The 23,388-nt window shown below is 63.0% G+C and carries 20 protein-coding genes; 17 read left to right on the forward strand and 3 right to left on the reverse strand.

Annotation, left to right across the window (positions count from 1 at the left end):
• Positions 1-35: 35 nt before the first annotated feature.
• Positions 36-437, forward strand: coding sequence for a GFA family protein (locus FAZ69_RS10365; protein WP_136894014.1), 402 nt, complete (start codon positions 36-38; stop codon positions 435-437).
• Positions 438-463: 26 nt separating this feature from the next.
• Here FAZ69_RS10365 and FAZ69_RS10370 read toward each other — a convergent pair whose 3' ends face one another.
• From FAZ69_RS10370 to FAZ69_RS10380, 3 genes are all read right to left on the reverse strand, one after another.
• Positions 464-1,816 carry a sigma-54-dependent transcriptional regulator gene (locus FAZ69_RS10370; RefSeq protein WP_136894016.1) on the reverse strand — a complete coding sequence of 451 codons (1,353 nt, stop codon included), beginning with the start codon at positions 1,814-1,816 and terminating at the stop codon, positions 464-466.
• Positions 1,809-3,671, reverse strand: a complete 1,863-nt coding sequence (locus tag FAZ69_RS10375) for a sensor histidine kinase (RefSeq protein WP_136894910.1) — start codon at positions 3,669-3,671, stop codon at positions 1,809-1,811. Before FAZ69_RS10375 ends, FAZ69_RS10370 begins: the two co-directional genes overlap by 8 nt.
• Positions 3,672-3,784: 113 nt before the next feature.
• Positions 3,785-5,050, reverse strand: a complete 1,266-nt coding sequence (locus FAZ69_RS10380) for a 2-hydroxycarboxylate transporter family protein (protein ID WP_439654765.1) — start codon at positions 5,048-5,050, stop codon at positions 3,785-3,787.
• Between the two features lie 501 nt (positions 5,051-5,551).
• Here FAZ69_RS10380 and rbsK point away from each other — a divergent pair.
• The 16 genes from rbsK to tssJ all read left to right on the forward strand — a co-directional run bounded on the left by rbsK (position 5,552) and on the right by tssJ (position 23,383).
• Complete coding sequence (gene rbsK / locus FAZ69_RS10385) at positions 5,552-6,439, forward strand: ribokinase (RefSeq protein WP_136894020.1); 888 nt, start codon at positions 5,552-5,554, stop codon at positions 6,437-6,439.
• An 8-nt stretch (positions 6,440-6,447) separates the two neighbouring features.
• Positions 6,448-6,846, forward strand: coding sequence for a D-ribose pyranase (gene rbsD, locus FAZ69_RS10390; protein ID WP_136894022.1), 399 nt, complete (start codon positions 6,448-6,450; stop codon positions 6,844-6,846).
• A 21-nt stretch (positions 6,847-6,867) separates the two neighbouring features.
• On the forward strand, positions 6,868-8,382 hold the full coding sequence (locus FAZ69_RS10395) for a sugar ABC transporter ATP-binding protein (protein WP_136894024.1): 1,515 nt from the start codon (positions 6,868-6,870) through the stop codon (positions 8,380-8,382).
• Between the two features lie 85 nt (positions 8,383-8,467).
• The gene (locus FAZ69_RS10400; RefSeq protein WP_206171189.1) at positions 8,468-9,418 is read left to right on the forward strand and encodes an ABC transporter permease; all 951 of its coding nucleotides are present in this window, start codon (positions 8,468-8,470) and stop codon (positions 9,416-9,418) included.
• 64 nt (positions 9,419-9,482) lie between these two features.
• Positions 9,483-10,427, forward strand: coding sequence for a ribose ABC transporter substrate-binding protein RbsB (gene rbsB / locus FAZ69_RS10405; RefSeq protein ID WP_136894026.1), 945 nt, complete (start codon positions 9,483-9,485; stop codon positions 10,425-10,427).
• An 86-nt stretch (positions 10,428-10,513) separates the two neighbouring features.
• Entirely contained in the window at positions 10,514-11,530 is a 1,017-nt protein-coding gene (locus FAZ69_RS10410; protein WP_136894028.1) for a LacI family DNA-binding transcriptional regulator, read from the forward strand.
• A 500-nt stretch (positions 11,531-12,030) separates the two neighbouring features.
• On the forward strand, positions 12,031-12,579 hold the full coding sequence (locus FAZ69_RS10415; protein WP_136894030.1) for a fimbrial protein: 549 nt from the start codon (positions 12,031-12,033) through the stop codon (positions 12,577-12,579).
• An 82-nt stretch (positions 12,580-12,661) separates the two neighbouring features.
• Positions 12,662-13,612 (forward strand): fimbrial biogenesis chaperone, encoded by a 951-nt coding sequence (locus FAZ69_RS10420; RefSeq protein ID WP_136894032.1) that lies wholly within the window; start codon positions 12,662-12,664, stop codon positions 13,610-13,612.
• Between the two features lie 179 nt (positions 13,613-13,791).
• Positions 13,792-16,563 (forward strand): fimbria/pilus outer membrane usher protein, encoded by a 2,772-nt coding sequence (locus FAZ69_RS10425; protein ID WP_136894034.1) that lies wholly within the window; start codon positions 13,792-13,794, stop codon positions 16,561-16,563.
• A gap of 84 nt (positions 16,564-16,647) precedes the next feature.
• A complete protein-coding gene (locus FAZ69_RS10430) occupies positions 16,648-17,211 on the forward strand; it encodes a fimbrial protein (protein WP_240702175.1) in 564 nt (187 codons plus the stop codon).
• A 33-nt stretch (positions 17,212-17,244) separates the two neighbouring features.
• Positions 17,245-17,946 (forward strand): DotU family type IV/VI secretion system protein, encoded by a 702-nt coding sequence (locus tag FAZ69_RS10435; protein ID WP_240702203.1) that lies wholly within the window; start codon positions 17,245-17,247, stop codon positions 17,944-17,946.
• Positions 17,943-19,586, forward strand: coding sequence for an OmpA family protein (locus tag FAZ69_RS10440; protein ID WP_136894037.1), 1,644 nt, complete (start codon positions 17,943-17,945; stop codon positions 19,584-19,586). Before FAZ69_RS10435 ends, FAZ69_RS10440 begins: the two co-directional genes overlap by 4 nt.
• 238 nt (positions 19,587-19,824) lie before the next feature.
• Positions 19,825-20,361, forward strand: coding sequence for a type VI secretion system contractile sheath small subunit (tssB, locus tag FAZ69_RS10445; protein WP_136894039.1), 537 nt, complete (start codon positions 19,825-19,827; stop codon positions 20,359-20,361).
• A 53-nt stretch (positions 20,362-20,414) separates the two neighbouring features.
• Complete coding sequence (gene tssC / locus FAZ69_RS10450; RefSeq protein WP_136894041.1) at positions 20,415-21,917, forward strand: type VI secretion system contractile sheath large subunit; 1,503 nt, start codon at positions 20,415-20,417, stop codon at positions 21,915-21,917.
• 290 nt (positions 21,918-22,207) lie between these two features.
• Positions 22,208-22,690, forward strand: a complete 483-nt coding sequence (locus tag FAZ69_RS10455; protein ID WP_136894043.1) for an Hcp family type VI secretion system effector — start codon at positions 22,208-22,210, stop codon at positions 22,688-22,690.
• Between the two features lie 150 nt (positions 22,691-22,840).
• Positions 22,841-23,383, forward strand: a complete 543-nt coding sequence (tssJ, locus tag FAZ69_RS10460; protein WP_136894045.1) for a type VI secretion system lipoprotein TssJ — start codon at positions 22,841-22,843, stop codon at positions 23,381-23,383.
• Positions 23,384-23,388 lie beyond the last annotated feature (5 nt).

A 23,388-nucleotide genomic window follows, 5' to 3' on the forward strand; every position in this document is an offset into this window, starting at 1 on the left:
GATCGCTGCACTCGGGGTGATTCACGGAGAGTGCGATGCTCACAGGCGGCTGCTTTTGCGGACAGGTTCGCTATGAGGTGTCGGCTCCGGTTGCCGACTCGACGGTTTGCCATTGCGTCGACTGCCGCCGTGTAGCGGGCGCGGCGTTTGTGCCGTGGTTCACGGTCGAGCGCGCGGGGTTTCGGTTCGTCCGTGGTGAGCCGAGGATGCTTGCTTCGAGCGCGAAGGTTGTGCGCGCTTTCTGTCCGGCGTGCGGGACGCATCTGACCTATCAGAGCGCCGATTTCCCTGACGAGATCGATATCTCGACGTGCAGCCTCGACGCGCCCGAACGCGTCCCGCCGCGGCATCACACCTGGACGGCGCAGAAGCTGCCGTGGGTGAATCTGTCGGATGGGCTGCCGCAATACCGGGGCGGGGATTCGAGTGGCGGCTGAGCGCGCGCAAAGCCGCCCGCCGCCAATCAATCCCCGCCGGCCCCTTCCGCCGCCGCCATCTTGAACTGCCGCATCTTGTGATAGAGCGTCTTGCGCGGCATCCCCAGCGCGGCGCTCGCATCGCCGACATTGCCGTGATGGCGGCGCAGCATCTCCTCGATCAGCACGAACTCGAAATGCGCGAGCTGCTCGGCGAGCGTGCCGGCCGGCGCGGCGCGGCCTTCGTCGGGCACGAGCGTGTCGCCGGAGAGGCCGAGCACGAAGCGGTCCGCGACGTTCTGCAGTTCCCGCACGTTACCCGGCCACTGATGCGCCATCAGCTCTGAGACCTGCGCGGCGGACACGAGCGGGGCAGCCGTCCCGAAGCGCTGCGCGGCGGCCAGCACGAAATGCTCGAACAGCAGCGGCACATCCTCGCGCCGCTCGCGCAGCGGCGGCAACTCGATCTGCGCGACGTTCAGCCGATAGAGCAAATCGGCCCGGAAACGCCCATCCTTCGCAAGCTCGCCCAGATCCGCCTTCGACGCCGCCACCACGCGGCAATCCACCGAAATCGGCTCGTTCGCCCCGAGCCGCTCGATCTGCCGCTCCTGCAGCACGCGCAGCAGCTTGACCTGCAGCGGCACCGGCATGGTCTCGATCTCGTCGAGAAAGAGCGTGCCGCGATGCGCCCATTCGACCTTGCCGACCCGGCTCTTCGCCGCCCCCGTAAACGCTCCCGGCTCATGCCCGAAAAGCTCGCTCTCGAACAGCGGCTCCGGCAGCCCGCCGCAATTGAGCGCGACGAAATGATGACCGCGCCGGTTGCCGAACTCGTGCAGTCCGCGCGCGATCAGCTCCTTGCCGGTGCCGGTTTCGCCGGTGATCAGCACCGACACGGCGGTATCCGCGAGCCTCAGGATCTTCTTGCGCACGTCGGCCATCGCGGGCGACTTGCCGAGCACCATCGCCTCGATGCCGCGCCAGTTGTTGAGCGCGTCGCGCAGTCCCTGGACTTCGAGCGTGAGCCGCCGCTTCTCGACCGCGCGCGCGACGCGGCTCGCGATGTGCTCCGACGAGAACGGCTTCTCGATGAAATCGTACGCGCCGACGTGCATCGCGCCGACCGCCGTCGAAATATCCGCATGCCCGCTGATCAGCACGACGGGGATCTGCGAATCTGCCGCGAGCACGCGCGAAAGCAATTGCAGGCCGTCGATTTCCGGCATCCGCACATCGGAGACGAACACCACGGGCGCGCCCGGCGCGGCTTCGGCGAGCGCCGCGGCCGCCGAGCCGTACGCGCGCACCGGAAAGCCCGCGAGCGCGATCGCCTGCTCGACGCCGACCCGCACGTTCTCGTCGTCCTCGACCACCACTACGCTGATTTCGTCATCCATCGACTACCCCTGTTTCGGTCATGCTCATGAATTCGATCGTGAATTGCGCGCCGCCGTCGGGCCGGTTCGACGCGAAGATCCGCGCGCCGAAGCCGAGCACGAGCCGCGACGTGATCGCGAGGCCGAGCCCGAGGCCGCGCCCGCGCGGCTTGGTCGTGACGAACGGCTCGAACAGGTGCGGGAGCACCTCGGGCGCGATGCCCGTGCCGCTGTCGGCGATCGAGAACAGCACGCGGCCGGGCTGGTCGGCGTCGTGCGCCTCGATCGCGATCGAGCGCTGCGGCTCGTCGGCGACGGCGTCGAGCGCGTTGCCGAGCAGGTTCACGAGCACCTGCTGCAGCTGGCTCGGCTCGGCCCAGACGGTCGTGCCCGCCGGGATGCGCACGTCGAGCTGCACGTCCTTGTCGCGCAGGCGCGCTTCGTAGATCAGGAGCGCGTGCGCGACCGCATCGTCGAGCGACACCGCGACGGGCTGAACGTCGGATTTGCGCGCGAACGTCTTCAGCTCGCCGGTCAGCACGGCCATTCCGTCGACGAGCTTCGAGATCCGCTCGAGGTTGGCGATCGCGAGCGGCTGCTGGTTGCGTTCGAGGAACGAGCGCGCGTTGTCCGACAGCGTGCGGATCGCGCCGAGCGGCTGGTTCAGCTCGTGCGTGAGGCCCGCCGCCATCTGCCCGAGCACCGCGAGCTTGCCCGCGTGCACGAGCTCCTGCTCGGTGCGCGCGCGCTCGGCGATCTCGCGCTGCATCGCCGCGTTGGCCGCCGTGAGTTCGGCGGTGCGCTCGGCCACGGTCGCTTCAAGGTGGTCGTTCGCCTCGCGCAGCGCGTCTTGTCCCTTCAGCTTTTCGGCGATGGCGCGGCGGCGCTGGGTTGCGTAGAGCGCGTAGAGCCCGGCGATCATGAAGAGCGCGGTGACGAATGCGAACGCCGTGCGCAACTGGCGCATGGCGGGCTCGACGTCGAGCAGCACCATGAGCGAGTCGCCCGCCTGCGGCGCCGGCCGCGAGAGTTCGAGAAAACGCTTGTCGTGGCCGGGGCGGGTCCAGTCGGGATAGCGGGCAAAGCGCGCCGACGCGCTCCAGCGGTCGAGCTTTTGATGCGGCAGCAGCGCCACGGCGCGCCCCGCGTATTGCTTCGACGCCTCGATCTGCCGCTGCCGCTCCGGCGTGATCGGCGTGAGCGCGGCGAACTTCCACGCGGGCACGGTCGAGATCACGATCACGCCGTTGCCGTCGACCACCATCGCCGCCTCGCCCGGCGAGCGCCACGCCGATTCGAACGCATCGACGCTGACCTTCACCGCCACCGCGCCCGCGGGCTTGCCGGCGTCGAGCACGGCGCTCGCGAAGTAGAGGCCCGGCACGCCCGTGTTCGTGCCGATGCCGAAGAAGCGCCCCGAGCCGCGCGCGAGCGCGTCGAGGAAGTAAGGCCGATAAGAAACGTTGGTGCCGATGAAGGAGAGCGCCTGGTTCCAGTTGCTGGCGGCGATCACCTCGCCTTGCCGGTCGATCACGTCGACGGCGAGGCCTCCGGTGTCACCGTTCACGGCTTCGAGGTAGCGGTTGACTTCGGGCAGCAGCGCCGCGCGCGCGGCGCCGGGTTCGGCGTGCAGCAGGGCGCGCACGCTGTCCTGCCGGGCGACGATGCCGGGCACCGTCTCGTAGCGCCCCAGTTCGCTCCTGAGCGCGGCCGCGTATAGATCGAGCCGGTGGCTGCCGACCTCGGCGATCGACTCGATCGACCGCTGCCACGCAAACGCAGCGGCGGAGGCTGCCGCTACGACATACAGCACGGCCGCCGCTGCCCATCCCCACAGTGGAATGCCCCGCACTTTGATGCGCGCGAACGACCTCATCGATGCCCCGCCGGCGAAAAACGTCGGCTCATTGTGGCAAATCGCCGCTGTGGCGTACAGCTTGGCGAGCCGGCGCTGGGCGCTCGAGAGGCGTCCGGCGCGGCGCTCGCCGGTCATCCGAAGTGCGCGAGCCCGATCAGCGTCAGCGTGACGACGATCGCGCCGCCGATGCGCGTGGCGATCTGCGCGAACGGCATCAGCTGCATGCGGTTCGCGGCGGTCAGGATCGCCACGTCGCCGGTGCCGCCCTGGCCGCTGTGGCAGGCGTTCACGATCGCGGTGTCGATCGGATACATCTTCAGCAGGCGGCCGACGATGAAGCCTGTGCCCATCAGCGTCGCCACGGTGACGACGATCGTGATCACGTTGGCGAACGTGAACGAGGCGACGAGCTTGTCCCACGGCGTCATCGCGACGCCGATCGCGAACAGCAGCGGGTAGGTCACCGCGGTCGAGAAGAACTTGTAGACGACGAACGCGCCTTCCTGCAGCGGCGGCGACACGGCGCGCGCGAGCTTCACGAGCACCGCGATGAACAGCATCGCGACCGGCGCCGGCAGGCCGAACAGATTGCGGCACATGAGGCCGAGCAGGTACAGCGTGATCGCGGTGATGCCGGCGGCGGCGATGTGCGTGACGTCGACGTGGCCGGTGATCTCTTCGCTCACCGTGTCGAGCTCGTCCGCTTCGCCCACTTGCAGCCGGCCTTTGCCGGTGAGATGCGGCAAGCGCTTGCCGAGCATGTCGAGCGCGCCGGACAGCACGATCGCCGTGAGGCTGCCGAGCATCACGGGCGGCAGCACCTGCGCGAACATCTCGCCTTGCGGCAGATGGAGGATTTCCGAGTACCCGACCGACAGCGGAATCGCGCCTTCGCCGACGCCGCCCGCCATGATCGGCACGACGACGTAGAGGAACGTGTGGCCCATGCCGAGGCCGAGCGCGGTGCCGACGAGCGTGCCGACGATCATCGCGGCGATCGTGCCCGCCGCGAGCGGCACGAAGATCTTGATGAAGCCGCGGATCAGCACGCGGCGGTCCATGCCGAGAATGCTGCCGACGATGATCGACGCGATGAACAGGTAGAGGAAGTTGGTCTGCTTCGTGAACTCCGTCGTCAGCGAGAGGATCGGCTTCGGCAGCAGGTGGTAGTAGTTGAGCGCCGACGGGATGAAGGTGGCGAAGATCGCCGCCGCGCCGATGTGGCGGACGATCGGCAGACGCTTGCCGAGCTCGGCGCAGGTGAAGCCGAAGAAGGCGAGCACGGCGATCGCCATCGAGATCTCGCCCGGCACCTTGCCGGAGACCGCGAAGCCGGCGATCAGCGCGAGCAGGATCACGTAGACCGGCAGCGGAATGATGCCGATCCGGTATTCCATGAGCCGCCACCAGCCTTCGGGCCAGAATTTCGTTTGAGCGGTGAGCGGCTGCGCCGGTTGGGCGGGCGGTGGGGTAGTGGACGAAGTGCTATGCACGTCAGGTCTCCTGTCTCCGTTGAGCGGCGTGGCGCGCCGCGAGTCGTTCATGCCATGCCGGAGGGAACGAGGCGTTCCGGCCGGATGGGTTTGTCGGCGGAGTGAATGCAATGGGCATGCCAGGTGGCGCCCGGCGTCATCGCATCGCGCGCGGCATTGATTTGATTGGTTTTTTTGAGCGGCGCCCGCGAGCGTCCGAGGGCGTGCCGGCTTAAATCTCAGAATTAGTCCGTCGGCGTGGCTGAAATCTCGGCTTGGCCGGTGAGCCTAGGTAATTCCCTAGAGCCACTTCCCACCGCCAGCGGGCTCTGGTATAAATCCGCCCCAAGCAAGCTGATTACGTTTTAGCCGAAGAAATAACGATGCCGCGCTGATGGCGGCAGCGAAGCGCTCGAGGAGGCCGCGATGGCACGCGTGGTGGTGGTGGGCAGCATCAACATGGACCTCGTCACGGAAACCGATACGTTTCCGCGGCTCGGCGAGACGCTGTTCGGCAAGCGCTTTGCGCAGTACCCGGGCGGCAAGGGCGCGAATCAGGCGGTGGCGGCGGCGCGTCTCGGCGCCGAGGTCACGCTGATCGGCTGCGTCGGCGACGACGCGCTCGGCGCGCAGATGAAGACGGTGCTCGCGCGCGAGGGCGTCGATACGCGCTGGATCGCGACCGGACGCGAGGCCACGGGGATCGCGCAAATCACGCTGTCAGGGGGCGACAACGCGATAGTCGTCGTGTCGGGCGCGAACTACGAGCTGTCGCCGGCCGACATCGACCGCGCCGAAGCGGCGTTCCACGCTGCCGACGTCGTGCTCGCGCAACTCGAAGTGCCGCTCGCGACCGTGCGCCATGCGGCGCGCGTCGCACACGCCTACGGCAAGCCGTTCTTCCTGAATCCGGCGCCCGCCGTGGCGCTGCCCGAGGAGCTGCTCGAGCTGACCACGCTGCTCACGCCGAACGAGCACGAGCTCGCCGCCGCGCTGCAGACGCACGGCGCTGCCTGGCAGGACGTGCTGCGCCGCAGGCCGGGCCGCATCGCGATGACGCACGGCAAGGACGGCGCCTACTACACGACGGAAGACGGCGAGCTGAAGCACCAGCCCGGCTTCAGCGTGCAGGCGGTCGATACGACCGGCGCCGGCGACACCTTCAACGGCGCGCTCGCGGCGTTCTGGCACCTGGGCATGGCCGAAGCGATGCGGCGCGCGAATGCGGCCGGCGCGCTGTCGGTCACGCGCGCGGGGGCGCAGGGCGGCATGCCGACGCTCGCCGAGCTCGAACAATTCCTGACGTCCCACTGATCAATGCAATGAAGAAACTCGGGCACCTGAACCGCGATATCGCTCGCGTCCTGGCCGGCATGGGACACACCGACAGCCTCGTGATCGCCGATTGCGGCCTGCCGATCCCGGACGGCGTCGAATGCATCGACGTCTCGCTGAAGATCGGCACGCCGGGCTTCTTCGACGTGCTCGACACCGTGCTGGCCGATTTCAAGGTGGAGCGCGCGGTGTTCGCGAGCGAGAGCCTGACGCAGAACTCCGAGGTCGCGGGCCGCGCGGCGAGCTTCGCGAAGACGGGCGTCGGTGTCGAGTACGTCGCACACGAGGACTTCAAGCGCTTGACGAAGAACGCCAAGGCCGTGATCCGCACCGGCGAATGCAGCCCGTACGCGAACGTGCTGCTGTATTCGGGCGTGATTTTCTAAGTCAAGAAAGAGGAGCGCGCGATGCAAGTCACCCTGCGCGGGATCAGCAAGGCGTTCGGCCCGGTGCGCGTGCTCGACGGCGTCGATTTCAACGTCCGCGCGGGCGAGATCCACGCGCTGATGGGCGAGAACGGCGCCGGCAAGTCGACGCTGATGAAGATCCTCTCCGGCGTCTACCAGGCCGATGCGGGCGAGATCCTGATCGACGGTCGCGCCGTGCAGATCCGCGATACGGTCGACGCGGAGCGCCTCGGCATCGCGATCATCCATCAGGAGCTGAACCTGATTCCGCAGCTCTCGGTGATGGAGAACATGTTCCTCGGCCGCGAGCCGCGCCGCTTCGGCGTCGTCGATACCGGCGCGATGCGCCGCGAGGCGCGGAAGTGGCTCGACGTGCTGGGCGCCGCGCGTATCGATCCGCAGACCGAAGCGGGGCGGCTCTCGATCGGGCAGCAGCAGATGGTCGAGATCGCGAAGGCGCTGTCGCTCGACGCGCACGTGCTCGTCATGGACGAGCCGACCGCCGCGCTCACCGACCGCGAGATCGAAACGCTCTTCAAGATCATGCGCGAGCTGAAGGCGCGCGATGTGGCGATCGTCTACGTGTCGCACCGGATCGAGGAGATCTTCCAAGTCTGCGACAAGCTCAGCGTGCTGCGCGACGGCCGGTTCGCCGGCGAGCGGGCCATCGGGCAGACGCATTTCGAGGACGTGGTGCGGCTGATGGTCGGACGCGAGATCGGCGAGCGCTTTCCGAAGCGCGAGAGCCAGCCGGGCGAGGTGCGCTTCAAGGTCGAGGACCTGGCCGACGACGGCCATATCTCCGGCATTTCGTTCGACGTCCGCGCGGGAGAAGTGCTGGGCATCGCCGGGCTGATGGGCGCGGGGCGCAGTGAAATTCTCAAGGCGATTTTCGGCGCGAGCCGCAAGACGGCAGGGCAGATCACGCTCGACGGACGTCCGCTCGACATCCGCGACCCATCCGGCGCAATCGGCGCCGGGATCGGTTTTGTCACCGAAGACCGCAAGACCCAGGGCCTGGTGCTCGGCATGTCGGTGCGCGAGAACGCCACGCTGGTGCACCTGAGCCGCTACGCGCGGCTTGGCGTCGTGAGCGACGCGGCCGAGCGCAAGGCCGTGGCCGGGCTGATCCAGCAGCTGCGCATTCGCACGCGCGACGCCGAACTCGACGTCAAGGCGCTGTCCGGCGGCAACCAGCAGAAGGTGGTGTTCGCGAAGTGGCTCGCCGAGCCGCCCAAGGTCCTGCTGCTCGACGAGCCGACGCGCGGCGTCGATGTCGGCGGCAAGGCGGAGATCTACACCATCATCAATCAGCTCGCGGCGCTGGGCGTGGCGATCGTGATGGTGTCGTCGGAGCTGCCCGAGGTGCTGGCGATGAGCGACCGCATCCTCGTCATGCATCAAGGCCGGCAGAACGGCATCTTCCCGGCGGCCGACTCCACGCAGGAGTCGATCATGACGGCAGCCACGGGCGGCGCGCCGGCCCATGCCGACGCGGCTGCGGCCGTCGCTTGATGCAACGCGCTCGAAGCGCTTCGCCATCGTTCACCCAAGTTCACCCCGAAGACGGCACCCGCCGCCGACACCGAGTACCGAGACCGTGCAATCCATCCTGACACCCACCCACAAGGCCACGCTGCAAAAGCTCGGGCCGTTCATCGCGCTCGTGATCGTGGCGGTCGGCCTGTCGCTGACGAGCCCCGATTTCCTCACCGTCGGCAACTTGCTCAACGTGATGCGCCAGGCGTCGATCAACGCGCTGATCGGCTTCGGCATGACGCTCGTGATCCTGCTCGGCGGCATCGACTTGTCGGTGGGCTCGATTCTCGCGCTGTCGTCGGTGATGATCGCGAGCCTGATGCAGACCGGCATGCCGCCGATGCTCGCGACGCTGCTCGGCATCGTCGCAGGCGGCTTGATGGGCTTGGTCAACGGCCTCGTGATCAGCAAGGGCAAGGTGGCGCCGTTCATCGCGACGCTCGGCTCGATGACCGTGCTGCGCGGCCTCGCGCTCGTGGTCTCGGACGGCAGCCCGATCAGCAACTTCAACAGCGATGTCTTCTCGATGCTCGGTGGCGGCTACGTGGCGCGACTGATTCCGATTCCGGTCGTGCTGATGCTGATCATGTTCGGCGTGTTCTGGTTCGTGCTGAAGAAGACCGTGTTCGGCCGCCATGTCTGCGCGACGGGCGGCAACGCCGAGTCGGCGCGGCTTTCGGGCGTGAAGGTCGACCGCGTGCAGCTTTGGGTCTACTCGATTTCCGGCGTGATGGCGGCGCTCGCGGGCGTGGTGCTCACGTCGCGGCTGAACTCGGCGCAGCCCACGGCGGGCACCGGCTACGAGCTCGATGCGATCGCCGCCGTCGTGCTCGGCGGCACGAGCCTGACGGGCGGACGCGGCTGGATCTTCGGCACGCTCGTCGGCGCGCTCCTGATCGGCGTGTTGAACAACGGCCTGAATCTGCTCGACGTCTCGTCGTTCTATCAGCAAGTCGTCAAGGGCGGCGTGATCCTGCTGGCCGTGCTGATCGATCGGGCGAACAAGAAGTAACCCGCGCAGCAACAAGCGCGTTCACTCATTACTCCAACCATCGACAGGACATAGGAGATCACACATGAAACGAATCATTTCGCCGCTCTTCGCGAGCCTCCTGGTGCTCGGCATCGCCGCGTGCTCGAAACAAGGTCCGGACAGCACGGCCGCCTCGGCCAACGCGCCGGCCTCGGGCAGCGCGGCTGGCGGCGCGGTGACGGTGGGCCTGTCGATCTCGACGCTGAACAATCCGTTCTTCGTGTCGCTCAAGAAGGGCGCCGAGGACGAAGCGAAGAAGGAAGGCATCACGCTCATCACCGTCGACGCGCAGAACGACCCCGCCAAGCAGCAGGCGAGCGTCGAAGACCTGATCCAGAAGAACGTCAGCGTCATCCTGATCAATCCGACCGATTCGTCGGCCGTCGCCAACGTCGTGAAGGAAGCGACCGGCAAGGGCATCAAGGTGGTGTCGCTCGATCGCAGCGTGAACGGCGCCGACGTCAGCTCGCACATCGCCTCGGACAATACCGCCGGCGGCAAGATGGCCGCCGACTTCATGCTCGAGAAGCTGGGCGGCAAGGGCAACGTCGTCGAGCTGCAGGGGATTCCCGGCTCGTCGGCGGCGCGCGAGCGCGGCGCGGGCTTCGACACGGCGATCGCGGCGGGCAATGGCGTGAAGGTCGTGACGAAGCAGCCGGCGGACTTCGATCGCGCGAAGGGTTTGTCGGTGATGGAAAACATCATCCAGGGCAACAAGGATGTCCAGGGCGTGTTCGCGCAGAACGACGAGATGGCGCTGGGCGCGGTCAAGGCGATCCAGGCGGCGGGGCTGAAGAACGTGATCGTGGTCGGCTTCGACGCCACTGACGACGCTGTCGCCGCGGTCAAGGCCGGCAACATGGCGGCGACCGTGCAGCAGCAGCCCGAGCTGATCGGCCAATACGGCGTGCAGACGGCGAAGAAGCTCGTCGGCGGCCAGCCGGTCGGCAAGTTCATCCCGGTTCCGCTCAACCTCTACAAGCAGTAAGGCTTCCGCGCGGCTATTTTGCGCGTCACGCTGGCGTAGTACTATCGGGCCCTGAAATCGCCTGTTCGCCTAGAGGAAACGCCAGCGTGACCCAGTTCGAGCGCTTGACCATCGACGACATTGCCCGCCTCGCGAACGTCTCGCGCACGACGGCGAGCATGGTGCTCAACGGCTACGCCGAACGCTACCGGATCTCCGCGGCCACGGTCGAACGCGTGCTGCAGGTGGCGAAGGAGCACCACTTCACACCGTCGCAATCGGCCCGCGCGCTGCGCTCGCGGCGCAGCAACACCATCGGCCTCGTCATCCCCGATCTCACCAACTCCGCGCACGCGGCGCTCGCGCAGGCGATGGAAACGCTGTGCCGGGACGAATACGGCTATCAGCTGGTCGTCGTCACGAGCGATGAAGACCCGGCGCGGGAAACCGAAGGCATCGCGCATCTGGTGTCCCACCAGGTGGACGGCATGATCGTCGTGCCATGCACGGCCGAGGCGAACCGCTATCAGAAGTGGGTCAAGCGGCTGCCGCTCGTGTTCGCCGACCGCCGCGTCGAAGACAGCGACATTCCCTACGTGGTGACCGACGCCACCGAGACCGTCGCGACGCTGATCGGCGACGCGCTCGCGCAGGGCGCGCGCGAGGTCGTGTATTTCGGCGGCCAGCCGGAATTGTCCGCGAGCCGCGACCGGCTGGCAGGCTATCGCCAGGCATTGGCGGCGCACGGCGTGGCCGAGCGCGACGACTGGGTGTTCCAGCGCGACTACCAGCGCGAGTCGGGGCATGCGCTGATGGAGGCGTGGTTCGCCTCGCACGGACGCTATCCCGAAGTGCTGTTCGCGGGCTCGATCACGCTGCTCGAAGGCGTGCTCGCGTACATCAATCAAGCGCACAGGCTCGGCCAGGCGCCCGGCCGGCTGATGACCTTCGACGATCACCAGTTGCTCGACTGCCTGCCGCTTTCCATCGATGCCATCGTGCAGGACAGCCAGCAACTCGCGGCGCAAAGCTTGCAGCGTGTGATCGACATGCTCGAAGGGGTGGGCGGCAAGCCGGAGTCGATGCTGGTGCCGGCGCATGTGCATTACCGGCGGGGGCGGTAGGGGCGGGTTGGCTGTCTGGACGCGGGCAACAATCCATTCTTGCTTGTCAAGCAGATTGCTGTCTATTTTTGTGCTTATTTGATAGGAATCCTGCTTTATATGCGGCGATGTAAAGATGTCGTAGGAGTTGTGAGAAACTCATCTCGCCGTTTTTAAGATGACCGAAGCGCCGCAAATCAATAAATATAGGGCGGTCGAATTAAATAGTTCATCTTAGTTTAAGCAAATTCTTATTTCACCCGCATTCCTCACTCGGTAACCTGCTTTCCAGGCTACGAAACCTGCGTCCAAGGCAGCCGTAGCCCTTCGATGGCGGTGCACCCAAGCGCTGGCCATCCTCGTCTCACGCTCGTACAGGTCCTGCTGAAGTTGCGGCGTTGTGCGCATGTTGCTTGAAGTCAAGGCCATGTACAGCTTTGCTGCCGACAATCGACTGCCAGCAGGTTAAGTCGAGTGCGACAACCTCAAGTCACGTCTGTTTAATACCAAGGGAGATTGCAATGAAAGCAAATCTTAAAAAAGTTTCGCTGGTCGCGTTGATGGGCGCATTTGCTGCGCCGGCGGCGTTCGCAACCGCTACCGACGGCAGGGGCACGGTCACGTTCAATGGCGAACTGACTTCGAACACCTGCACGATCGATGCTGGTGACGTCGACAAGGTCGTCACGCTGCCGACGGTTTCGACGTCGAGCTTGACCGCGGCGGGGCAAACCGCGGGTGCGACGATGTTCAGCATCTCGGTCTCCGGTTGCTCTGCGGACGTAACGCAGGTCGCGGCCCACTTCGAAACCACCAACCTGGACCAGGCTAGCCGCGGTGCGAAGAACCTGTACGCCGGCACCAGCACAGACCCCGCAGCAACTTTCGTCGCTGTCCAAATGCTTGACAGCGACGGCACGACTGTACTCAACCTTGGCACCAAGGGTACTGCGGTGCCCGTGACCGACTCGGCCGCAACGATGTACTACGGCGGTCGCTATTACGCTAACGGCAAGACCACGGCCGGTAAGGTGCAGGCGGTCGTGAGCTACACGCTGGCTTACAACTAAGCAGTTCTCAATCTGGATATTGCAGGGCAGTTCCTATCTCGATAGGGCTGTCCGGATATCCGTCAAATCGGAGATGTACGTCATGCGTTCGTGGAAGCCCTATGTTCTTGCGTTTGCTGCGGTCGTTTGCAGTGTGACGGCGTTCGCAGCGCATGCGGCCATCGTCATTACCGGTACGCGTGTGATCTACCCGGCGCAAAGCCGGGAGGTCAACGTGCGCTTGAATAACGTTGACGACCGGCCTGTTTTGGTGCAGGCATGGATTGACGACGGCAACCCGGCGGCCGCACCTAACGAAATCAAGGTGCCGTTCATGCTGTTGCCATCGGTGTTTCGAGTAGAGCCGCACAAGGGGCAATCGCTGCGAGTCATGTTTACCGGCGCCGATATGCCGAAGGATCGCGAGTCCGTGTACTGGCTCAACGTGCTGGAAATCCCGCCCAAGCCTTCGGATGCTGACCAGCGGAACATGATTCAGCTCGCGTTTCGCACTCGGATCAAGCTGTTTTACCGCCCGCAGGTCCTGACCGATGATCCGACTTCGGTGCGCGAGCAGCTTAGGTGGGAACTCGTCTCGAACGACAAGGGCGAGCGATCATTGCGCGTCGAGAATCCCTCGCCCTACTACGTTTCGGTTGGCGAAGCCTCGGTGTCTTCCGGCAATAAAAAAATCGACCTGACTCCAGATATGGCGCCGCCGTTCGGCCATATAGACCTCTTTCCTGCAAAGGGAAATCTCGATGTTAAGACTCCGGTTACGGTCTCTTATGCGCTCGTGAATGACTACGGCGCGCTGGCCAAGGGAACGGTCCAGATTGGCGAAGGCGGCGCGGCGGCAAAGAGCGCTGCCGAGGCTGGCAAGGTGTCGCCGAGCATGAATAACCCCGTCCAGGAAGGGGGGGCACGTTCGGACGCAAAGAGCCCAGGTGGGACTGACAACGCACAAGCGAGCGTAAATGACGTGGCCCAGGTGGGGAAGGCAGTAGACGCAAAGGACGCGGCTCAAAACGGCGATGTGGCGGCACAGAAGTAATGGGTTCCGCCCGCGGTAAGTAAAAGCATTTCGCCCAGATTCGCGACGCTGGAGCAGTCAAGCAGACTCACTAAGCAGGTTACGGGGTGCATGGAGTGGTAAGTAACAAGAAATGGGCAAGGCGGCAACGTGGCGCATACAAGCCTTTGCGCTACCATCCTCTTGCATGGGCCGCAGTCATGGCTTCCGGTGGCTGGGCGTTAAGTGCTGATGCATGGGCCGCCGAATGCGGGCCGGCCACCTCTCGCGAGAGTGTTGCTGGGGACTGCACTGAGCTTGCTCAGATCGCGCAGCCTGCGGGCGACGTGCATTCGTCGTCTGCCGTAGGCGCAGCGAATACCGAAACATCTCCTGTGACCGCAACGCGTGCGCCAGACAGCGGCGCGCAGAACGTGGTGCAGTCGGCGCCTCCTCAGGAGGTGGAATTCAACCCGGCGTTCTTCACCGGCAATGTGGCCGATTTATCGCGCTTCACGCGCGGCAATCCTGTTTCGCCAGGCACCTATCCGGTTGATGTGTCCATCAATGGCAAGGGGCGCGGGCGGTATGACGTCAAGTTCCAGGCGGTGCCGGGTTCGGATATTGCCGCACCTTGCTTTACGCTTGCCACGATGGACCGTTTGGGTATCGACGTCGAGCGTTTGATCAAGCGCCTCAAGGATTCGGGCAAGGAAGCCGAAGCCACGCTGTCTTCGTCTGTTTGCCGTCCGTTGGCAGAGGCCGTGCCAGGCTCGACCGCATCGTTCAATACCGCTGACTTCCAGCTGGACTTGACGATTCCGCAGCTCGAGATGCAGAAGTTCGCAAGCGGGTACGTTGATCCTTCTCGCTGGGACGAAGGCATCAACGCGGCGATGCTTCAGTACAGCCTTGCTACATATGCAAGCCATGCCCAAGGGGCGGATTTAAACAGCGCCTTTCTCAGCTTGCAAAGCGGGATCAACGTGGGCGGTTGGCGTTTGCGCCAGTGGTCTTCTGCAAACTGGCAGAGTCGCGGAGCCGGCACGCGCTGGCAGAGTATTGCGCTGTATGCGCAGCACGATATCACTGCCCTGAAGGGGCAAGTGACGATCGGCGACAGCTCCACAACTGGGGATGTTTTCGATTCCTTCAATGTGCGCGGTGTGCAGCTTTCCAGCGACGATCGCATGTTGCCCGACTCCGTGCGCTCATACGCGCCTGTCGTGCGCGGCGTGGCCGACACCAATGCGCGTGTGACGGTGCGCCAGAACGGCATCATCCTCTACGAGACTACCGTGTCTCCCGGTCCGTTCGAACTCAGCGACGTTCCGCCAACCGGATATGGTGGCGATCTCGATGTGACCGTGACGGAAGCCGACGGGCGTGTGCGGCGCTATGCCGTGCCGTTTGCTTCGGTGCCGCAGTTGCTGCGGCCCGGCGTGCAGCGCTTTAACGTGACGGCCGGCATGTATCGCGATTCGGTTCTGAACTCGCAGCCTGGAGTCATACAGGGCGTTTATCAGCGCGGCCTCACAGATTTGCTGACCGTCTATACGGGCGGGCAGGTATCCGCAGGTTACGGCGCCGGATTGTTCGGGGTAGCACTGAACACTGCAGCGGGCGCTTTTGCGCTTGACGTAACGGTTGCGAACACGAGTCTCCAAAGTGGCGGCGGCACGGGTTATAGCGGGCGAGTCACCTACAGTAAAGTGGTTCCGGGTGTCAGGACGAACTTCGCCGTCGCGGCTTATCGCTACTCCACCTCGCGTTTCTACAGCTTGCGCGACGCAATCTATGCACGCGATCAGTGGGGGGGGCAGAGCAGCACGTACGATTACCGTGCTCGTAACCGTCTTCAACTGAATATCACTCAGCCGCTTGGCGATACGAGCTCGCTCTATGTCTCGGGTAGTTCGCAAGACTACTGGGGAAGCGCCCGAAGCTACGATCTGCAATATCAGGTCGGGCTGAGCAGCGTGTTCAAACGGGTTTCGTACACGCTCTACGCGCAGCGAACGCGCATGCAAAACTCCGGCATCAATACACAGGTTGGGGTGAACCTCTCGATTCCGTTGGGGCGCGCTGACTCGTACAAACATAAGGCATTCGATTTCCTGACTACTAACATGTCGCGTAGTTCGGGCGGGGACAGCACGATCCAGGCGACCGCTAACGGCATGACCGATAACGTCACTCCGATCAACTACAACGTTAGCGCGTCACGCCTGGTTACTGGCGATAACGAGACGGTCTCTCTTGGTGGTGGCGCGATGTACCGCTCGCCGATCGGTACGTACACAGGCAACGCATCTATCGGCAATCAGACGCGTCAAGCATCGTTCAATGCAGATGGTGCGGTCGTGCTGCACTCGGGAGGCGTTACGCTGAGCCCGCCACTCGGTCAGGCGTTCGCGCTGGTCGAGGCAAAGGGCGCGAAGGGAGGCACGATCATCAACGGCCAAGGTGCGGCGATCGACAGCAATGGCTATGCGGTGATCCCGTCCCTCATGCCGTATCGCGTCAACATGGTGGCGCTCGATCCGAGCAAGATTCCTCTCGATGTCGAGTTGGCTAGCACGAGTGAGGAGGTCGTTCCCCGCGCAAATTCTTTGGTGCTGGTGAGAATGAAGACCGTGCAAGGGCGGCCGACGTTTGCCGAAGTCGAGGATTTGCATGGCAAGGCGCTGCCGATGGGAGCGGAGTTGTTCGACGAAACGGGCAGCTCCGCGGGTATTGTCGGCCAAGGCGGGATGTCCTATCTGCGTGGCCTGGAAGGCCAGGGAAAACTGTTGGCCAAGTGGGGCGCAGGCCCTCGCGATCAGTGCGTGATGCCATACGACATTCCGAAAGAGGAAAGAATGAGCGATGGCCATTCGAGCGTCGTGGCTCACGTGAAATTGAGTTGCGACCCGTCGCTGATTTGGGCGCCCCCGCCGCAACAGGCTTCAACGCAGGAGCTTGGCGCAGGTCGGGCTAATCTACCTCGCTGACCCATTGGCCGTGGCCAAGCCACGCGGTGGAATGTTTATGAACATCATGATTGAGCTGGCTCCCCAAAGCGTTGAGGGCGTGAGATGAAAAACGTTGCGAATTGCCGTCGGTCTGTCGGCCAGATGTTGTGTCTGGTAGCCGGTGCCGTCGTCTTGTTCGGTTCGAGTGCACAAGCCGCGACGTCGCCAAGTGTCCAAATCAACTTCACCGGAAACTATGTGGCGGCAAGCTGCACGGTGGCTGGCGATGCCAACCAACTTGTAACCTTGCCGACCATATCGACACAGTCGCTGAACGCGGCCGGCCAGACGGCTGGCTCCACAATGTTCACTATCCCGGTCAAGTGCGATAGCGGCGTGCCGTACGTGCGCGTGTACTTCGAAAGCGGCGCCACGACCGCCGCCACTACGGGCAATTTGAATCTGACGAGCGTATCCGGAAAGGTTTCGGCGGGCGGCGTGCAGGTCCAGTTGCAAAATGTCGACGGCACGTTGATCAAAGTTGGCGATAGATCGACGATGAAGATCGTCACCGTGAACACGACTGACTCGATGCCGATCTCGTTTATCGCGCGTTACTACGCAACGGGTGCTAGCACCGCCGGCGTTGTTCAAACCTACGTGACGTATGTCCTTGAAATGCCGTAAGCGCGATGGCGTGCTACCAGATCCCATTTGCAAATGATGCTCGACTCTTCTGTCACCTCGCTGCGTACGCTGTTACGAAATACGGCCTTGCACGTGGCGCTGCTTACCGGCGGCGCGCAAATATCCGCCACCCATTCCTGGCGCGCCCGCTGCGTCACTCTTGTTGAAGAACTTCGGCAATCCATGCGTGACGCCGGCTATCTCGACGCGGAAATCGATGAAACCGGCTTGGCGCAATGCACGCTGCTCGACGACGTCACGTTGCGCGCACTGTCCGCGGCACAGCGCGGAGACTGGTCGCGTGAATCGCTACAGGTTCGTTTTCACGACACGCAAGATGGTGCCGAGATCGTCTGCGAGCGCATCGATGCGCTGCTGCTCGGCGAGCATTTGACGCCGGGATCTCTGGAACTCTATCGGCTGGTGCTCGAACTCGGCTTTCGAGGCGGGCCTGCCGAGCGCGATTCCTATCGTCAGCGCGTGTCCGCAGCCCTGAGCAAGATGGTGAGCAAGGAGGAGCCCCAGCCCCCGATACGGACCTTGGCCGAGACGGCCGTTATCGCGTCAAGCCAGGACGAGCCTCGGCGGCGCTGGCCAACTTGGGGCGCATCTTTCTCCGTGGTGGGCGCAGTTGTGTTGTGGCTGCTGCTCAATGCTTATTTGGATCGCTCTGTCTCCCGCTTGCCTGAGCCGATGCCCGAGCACATGAGTTCTTTCTCGCAAGGGCGTTCATGAATATCCCAAACCATCTTCGCGCACCGCTGATATGGATCACCATCCTCGCTGCGGGCCTGATCTGGCTGTTCCTGCCGCTTGCGATGCAGCCGTATTGGATTCTCGTCTTCGGCGCCGTACTTGCGATCGGGCTTGGCATCATTGGTCTGTCAGTCCATCGGCAACGGCGGCTGCGCCGACTGTCGACGGACGTTCAGCTCAGCGCGATGCGGGAATTGCCGGTCGTTCTGATTGTGGGGCCTTACGCCGCCGCAGCGTTCCCGCGCAGCGCCCAAGATGGGGTATTGCGCCGGGAAGGGCATGCGGTCTGGCTGCTCGTCAAAACGCCGGAGGAACTGGCTGCGACCATGAGCATGGTCAAAGAGTCGCACGGCCGCTTTCCCGATGCCGCACTGATGCCGGTCCTCGCGGAAGGCAACCCGGACGACGCGGTCATGCGCCGCGAGTTCACGCAATGGCGGCGGGCACTCGAGGAAACGTCCCGCAATCGCGCGTGCGTGCTGCCTTGCTATCCCGCGATATACGCGTGCCTGGGCGCACGTGATAGCGGTTCGGATAAGTCGTCGTGGTTCGGTGATGTGATCGACATGTCGATCGTCACACCGAGCATGGACAACGCGCGGCAGCGCTTGCAAATGATACGGCGGCAACTGGATCAGTCATCGCTGACGTCCTCGCAGCCGGGACGCCTTACGCGGGACGCATTGGGGCAGTCGGTGCTCGATTGGCTCGAGGATACCGCGCTGTTGTCATCGATTGCTCCGTTGGCCAATACCGCACCGTTCGCGCTGCACGGGCTTCTATTGGCGGACATCGGATACACCCCGACGCGTGCCGGTTCATGGACGCGCTGGCTGGTCCGTAAGACCGGGCTGCAACCGCCTGCCACATCCATCGTTTCCGAGCCTTTGCCGCTACCCGAGGTTATTCCCATGCGGGTCGCGCAGACCAAGGAGTATCGCCGGATTGCGTCGCGCCATGCAACGCAACACGCCGTTGCGGCTATGGCCGTCGTGCTGGCCGCCTCGTTTTTTGCTTCCGGCTGGAAAAACAGCCAGATGGTCGAGCGCATCGCAAGTGACTTGAAGACCTACTGGGACACACCCGACGAGCAGTTCAATGCGAAACGCGAGTTGCTAGGCGTACTCCGCGGCGAATATGCGGAGGTGCAGCAATACGCGAAAGGCGGGGTACCAGTGGGTCTCGGCTGGGGGCTCTACAAAGGCGGTGAATTGCAGTCCGCGCTCGAGCGCGCGATCGCGGCATATCGGCCACCTCCGGTCGTCCTGACGCTGGATAGTCTGTCGCTTTTCGATAGCGGAAAGACCTCGCTCAAGGCCGGCGCATCCCAGAAATTACAGGACGCACTCAAGCTGATACTGTCTAACCCGGATAAGCGAATTCTGATCGCGGGCCATACAGACAATATCGGTTCGAGTGATGCCAATTTGAAGCTGTCCGAGGCGCGCGCGAAGGCAATTCGTGATTGGTTTGTCGCGGAATCGTCATTGCCGGTCACGCTTTTCGCAATCCAGGGGTACGGCGATACGCGTCCGCTTGCCAGTAACCGGGATGCCGCAGGACGTGCGCGCAACCGGCGTGTCGAAATCACCTTGGTGCCGGATGTGAAATCCCACTGATGCTCCGATGTCTCATGGCGCCAGAGGTCAATCTGGCGTCTAGGAAGAAGGGATTTGCGAGTCGCATTAACTGAAGTGAATAATAAGGATGGCGAATTTATTGGTGTTTAGGAATAATCCTATGTTCCGCCAAAACTTTGCGACGTACGATCCCACCGGTTGCGACTCTGTTTTTATGCAGCTGTCTTGAAGCGCCATTTGTCAATTCTCTTTCGCACGACATCATGTCGGAGTACACATGTCAGTATCCAATAGTTCGCAGAAATTCATTGCACGTAATCGCGCCCCTCGCGTACAAATCGAATACGACGTCGAAATCTACGGCTCGGAAAAAAAGGTAGAGCTGCCTTTTGTGATGGGCGTTTTGGCGGATCTCTCGGGTAAGCCGCTCGAGCCGCTTCCTTCCGTCGGCGATCGTAAGTTCTTCAACATCGACATCGATAACTTCGATGAGCGCATGAAGGCAATGAAGCCGCGTGTCGCTTTCTCGGTGCCCAATACGCTGACGAACGAAGGTCAGCTGATGGTCGACATCACCTTCGAAAGCATGGACGACTTCTCGCCCGCGGCAATCGCGAAGAAGGTCGACGCGCTCGCGCAATTGCTGGACGCGCGCACGCAGCTTGCGAACCTCCAGACGTACATGGACGGCAAGTCCGGTGCGGAAAGTCTCGTCAGCAAAGTCTTGAAGGACCCGGCGTTGCTGAACGCGCTCGCCAAGGCGCCGAAGCCTGAGCAAGCTAAGCCGGTCGATGAATCGGCCAGCAACGAGTGAATTTCGCGAATTAAAGCGAAAACAAAATATTGCCTAATATTGTTGGGGAAAAGATGGCTGAACGTTCATCACAGGCTCGCGCTCAAGAGGCGGCGGGCGTAGCTACACAATCCGATTTCAACGCGCTGCTGTCGCGCGAATTCAAGCCGAAAACCGAGCGCGCACGCGAAGCGGTGGAAAGCGCCGTCAAGACGCTTGCCGAGCAGGCTCTCATGACTTCGGTCACGGTGTCCGACGACGCGTATAAGAATATCGAAGCCATTATTGGCGAAATCGACCGCAAGCTGTCCGAGCAGATCAACCTGATCCTGCATCATGAGGAGTTCCAGCAGCTGGAAAGCGCGTGGCGCGGCTTGCATCACCTCGTCACGAACACCGAAACGGACGAGAAGCTGAAGATCCGCTTCATGGACGTGTCGAAGGATGATCTCCGCCGCACGATGAAGCGCTACAAGGGCGTGGCCTGGGATCAAAGCCCGTTCTTCAAGCAGATCTATGAAGAAGAATATGGCCAGTTGGGCGGCGAGCCGTACGGCTGCCTCGTTGCAGACTACTATTTCGATCACACCCCGCCCGATGTCGATCTGCTCGGCTCGATCGCCAAGGTCGCCGCGGCTGCACACGCACCGTTCATCACCGGTGCGGCGCCGTCGGTGCTGCAAATGGATTCGTGGCAAGAACTCGCGAACCCGCGCGACCTGACCAAGATCTTCACGCAAAACCTCGAATACGCGCCGTGGAACTCGCTGCGCAACTCGGAAGATGCACGCTACATCGGTCTGGCGATGCCGCGCTTCCTGTCGCGTCTGCCGTATGGCGTGAAGACCAACCCGGTCGACGAGTTCAACTTCGAAGAAGCGACGGACGGCGCGGATCACCGCAAGTACGTCTGGTCGAACGCGGCGTACGCGATGGCTGTGAACATCAACCGTTCGTTCAAGCACTACGGTTGGTGCACGCTGATTCGCGGCGTGGAAAGCGGCGGTGTGGTCGAAAACTTGCCGTGCCACACGTTCCCGACCGATGATGGCGGCGTCGACATGAAGTGCCCGACGGAAATCGCCATTTCGGATCGTCGCGAAGCGGAACTCTCGAAGAACGGCTTCATTCCGCTGATCCACCGCAAGAACACAGACTATGCAGCCTTTATCGGCGCGCAGTCGCTGCAGAAGCCGACCGAATACTACGACGCGGACGCTACGGCCAACGCCAACCTTTCGGCGCGCCTGCCGTACCTCTTCGCATGCTCGCGCTTCGCTCACTATCTGAAGTGCATCGTGCGCGACAAGGTCGGTTCGTTCAAGGAACGCGAAGAAATGCAGCAATGGCTCAACGAATGGGTCATGAACTACGTCGACGCCGATCCGGCGAACTCGTCGCAAGAAACGAAGGCACGCCGTCCGCTGGCTGCAGCTGAAGTGGTCGTCGAGGATGTCGAAGGCAACCCCGGCTACTACCAGGCGAAGTTCTTCCTGCGCCCGCACTTCCAGCTCGAAGGCCTGACGGTGTCGTTGCGTCTCGTCGCCAAGCTGCCATCGGTGAAGGAAGCCGCCTAACCGCTGCGCGACACACCATGTGAAACAGGAGGCATCTGCAGAAGCATCGCTTCGAGGTGCCTCCGGACCACCATCGTCTCTGGTTCATAGCCTGCCAGTCCCACTTTGTCCGGAGTTTCTCGCGGACGTGGGTTGGTAACGCTCGACCTGATTTGGGTCGAGCCAGGTTTTGCCGTGGGCGTCGAAATGCCGGTGTTTTTGTCCGGATGAGCGACGGTCAGGCGCTCGCTAAATATTCCTGACTTTTGTAGAAGCAACCTAAATCTAACTACGCACTAAGGAGTTATTCCATGGCGCAAGACATCTTCCTCAAGATCAACGGCATTGACGGTGAGTCGGAAGACGCTACGCACAAGAGCGAAATCGAAGTTCTGAGCTGGAAGTGGAACATTTCGCAGCAGTCGAACATGCACGCTGGTTCCGGCGGTGGTGCTGGCCGTGCGACCGTCGACGATCTGGAGTTCGTTCACTACATCGATCGCGCGACCCCGAATCTGACGCAGTACTGTCTGACGGGTAAGCACATCGACGAGTGCAAGCTGGTGGTTCGTAAGGCTGGCGGCAACCCGCTCGAATACATCAAGTTCACGATGAATGACGTGCTGGTGACGCAAGTTTCGCCGTCCGGCGTCAGCAACAGCGAATCGCGTCCGAGCGAAATCGTCCACCTGTCGTTCTCCCGCATGAAGCAGGAATATGTGGTCCAGAACGCACAGGGCGGTAGCGGCGGCGCGATCACGGCAACGTTCGACATCAAGAAGAACACGGCCTAAGTTGCATAACCGGTCTTCCTAGATCGTGACCTCGCCGAAGTTTTCGGCGAGGTTTCCTGGGCTGCTGACCAGAGTGCCTCACATGCCAAGGGGCAATGTGGCCAGCATGGCGCCGGACCACGATGATCGCGACAACCCTGACTCAATCCGATGGTTCTGAACTTTCTTTCGCAATTCGCAGCGCGGCGCAGTTTCTCCGAATGGCTTGCCATCGGCGGATTGTGCCTGTGCCTGGCCGCGTGCAGCAGCGGTGGGCCGACGGTCAAGGAGCAAACCGATCTTCAGGTGCAGGTTGCCGCGAGCGTAAACGTCAATCCGGACGATTGGGGGCGAGCCGCGCCGATCATGGTGCGCGTGTACGAATTGAAGTCGGCTACGGCATTCGAGAGTGCTGACTTCTTCACGCTGCAAAACGATAGCAAGAAAGCGCTGGGCGATGACGTTCTCGCCGTCGACGAATTCATTTTACGTCCTGGAGACAAGCGCGAAATTCGTCGCAAGTCGAATCAGGCCAGCGCGGCCATCGGCGTTCTGGCGGGCTACCGGGATCTTGGCAAGTCGGTCTGGCGAGATGTTTACCGCCTGCCAACGGCACCGGATGCCTCGTGGTACAGGGCCGCTATTCCAGATAAGAAGCAGAAGCTGGTGATTCGTCTCGATCAGCGAACTGTTTCAATTACAGAGTCGGAGTAATTGCA

It is taken from the genome of Trinickia terrae, from assembly GCF_005144415.1.
Lineage (GTDB): Bacteria > Pseudomonadota > Gammaproteobacteria > Burkholderiales > Burkholderiaceae > Trinickia_A > Trinickia_A terrae.

Coding starts and splice junctions, on each gene's coding strand:
- FAZ69_RS10425 (WP_136894034.1), top strand. CDS start 13,792: ATGGCTTCCGGTGGCTGGGCGTTAAGTGCTGATGCATGGGCCGCCGAA.
- FAZ69_RS10420 (WP_136894032.1), top strand. CDS start 12,662: ATGCGTTCGTGGAAGCCCTATGTTCTTGCGTTTGCTGCGGTCGTTTGC.
- FAZ69_RS10440 (WP_136894037.1), top strand. CDS start 17,943: ATGAATATCCCAAACCATCTTCGCGCACCGCTGATATGGATCACCATC.
- FAZ69_RS10430 (WP_240702175.1), top strand. CDS start 16,648: ATGAAAAACGTTGCGAATTGCCGTCGGTCTGTCGGCCAGATGTTGTGT.
- FAZ69_RS10395 (WP_136894024.1), top strand. CDS start 6,868: ATGCAAGTCACCCTGCGCGGGATCAGCAAGGCGTTCGGCCCGGTGCGC.
- tssB (WP_136894039.1), top strand. CDS start 19,825: ATGTCAGTATCCAATAGTTCGCAGAAATTCATTGCACGTAATCGCGCC.
- FAZ69_RS10435 (WP_240702203.1), top strand. CDS start 17,245: ATGATGCTCGACTCTTCTGTCACCTCGCTGCGTACGCTGTTACGAAAT.
- tssJ (WP_136894045.1), top strand. CDS start 22,841: ATGGTTCTGAACTTTCTTTCGCAATTCGCAGCGCGGCGCAGTTTCTCC.
- FAZ69_RS10370 (WP_136894016.1), bottom strand. CDS start 1,816: ATGGATGACGAAATCAGCGTAGTGGTGGTCGAGGACGACGAGAACGTG.
- FAZ69_RS10365 (WP_136894014.1), top strand. CDS start 36: ATGCTCACAGGCGGCTGCTTTTGCGGACAGGTTCGCTATGAGGTGTCG.
- FAZ69_RS10455 (WP_136894043.1), top strand. CDS start 22,208: ATGGCGCAAGACATCTTCCTCAAGATCAACGGCATTGACGGTGAGTCG.
- tssC (WP_136894041.1), top strand. CDS start 20,415: ATGGCTGAACGTTCATCACAGGCTCGCGCTCAAGAGGCGGCGGGCGTA.
- rbsK (WP_136894020.1), top strand. CDS start 5,552: ATGGCACGCGTGGTGGTGGTGGGCAGCATCAACATGGACCTCGTCACG.
- FAZ69_RS10380 (WP_439654765.1), bottom strand. CDS start 5,050: ATGGAATACCGGATCGGCATCATTCCGCTGCCGGTCTACGTGATCCTG.
- rbsD (WP_136894022.1), top strand. CDS start 6,448: ATGAAGAAACTCGGGCACCTGAACCGCGATATCGCTCGCGTCCTGGCC.
- FAZ69_RS10415 (WP_136894030.1), top strand. CDS start 12,031: ATGAAAGCAAATCTTAAAAAAGTTTCGCTGGTCGCGTTGATGGGCGCA.
- FAZ69_RS10375 (WP_136894910.1), bottom strand. CDS start 3,671: ATGAGGTCGTTCGCGCGCATCAAAGTGCGGGGCATTCCACTGTGGGGA.
- rbsB (WP_136894026.1), top strand. CDS start 9,483: ATGAAACGAATCATTTCGCCGCTCTTCGCGAGCCTCCTGGTGCTCGGC.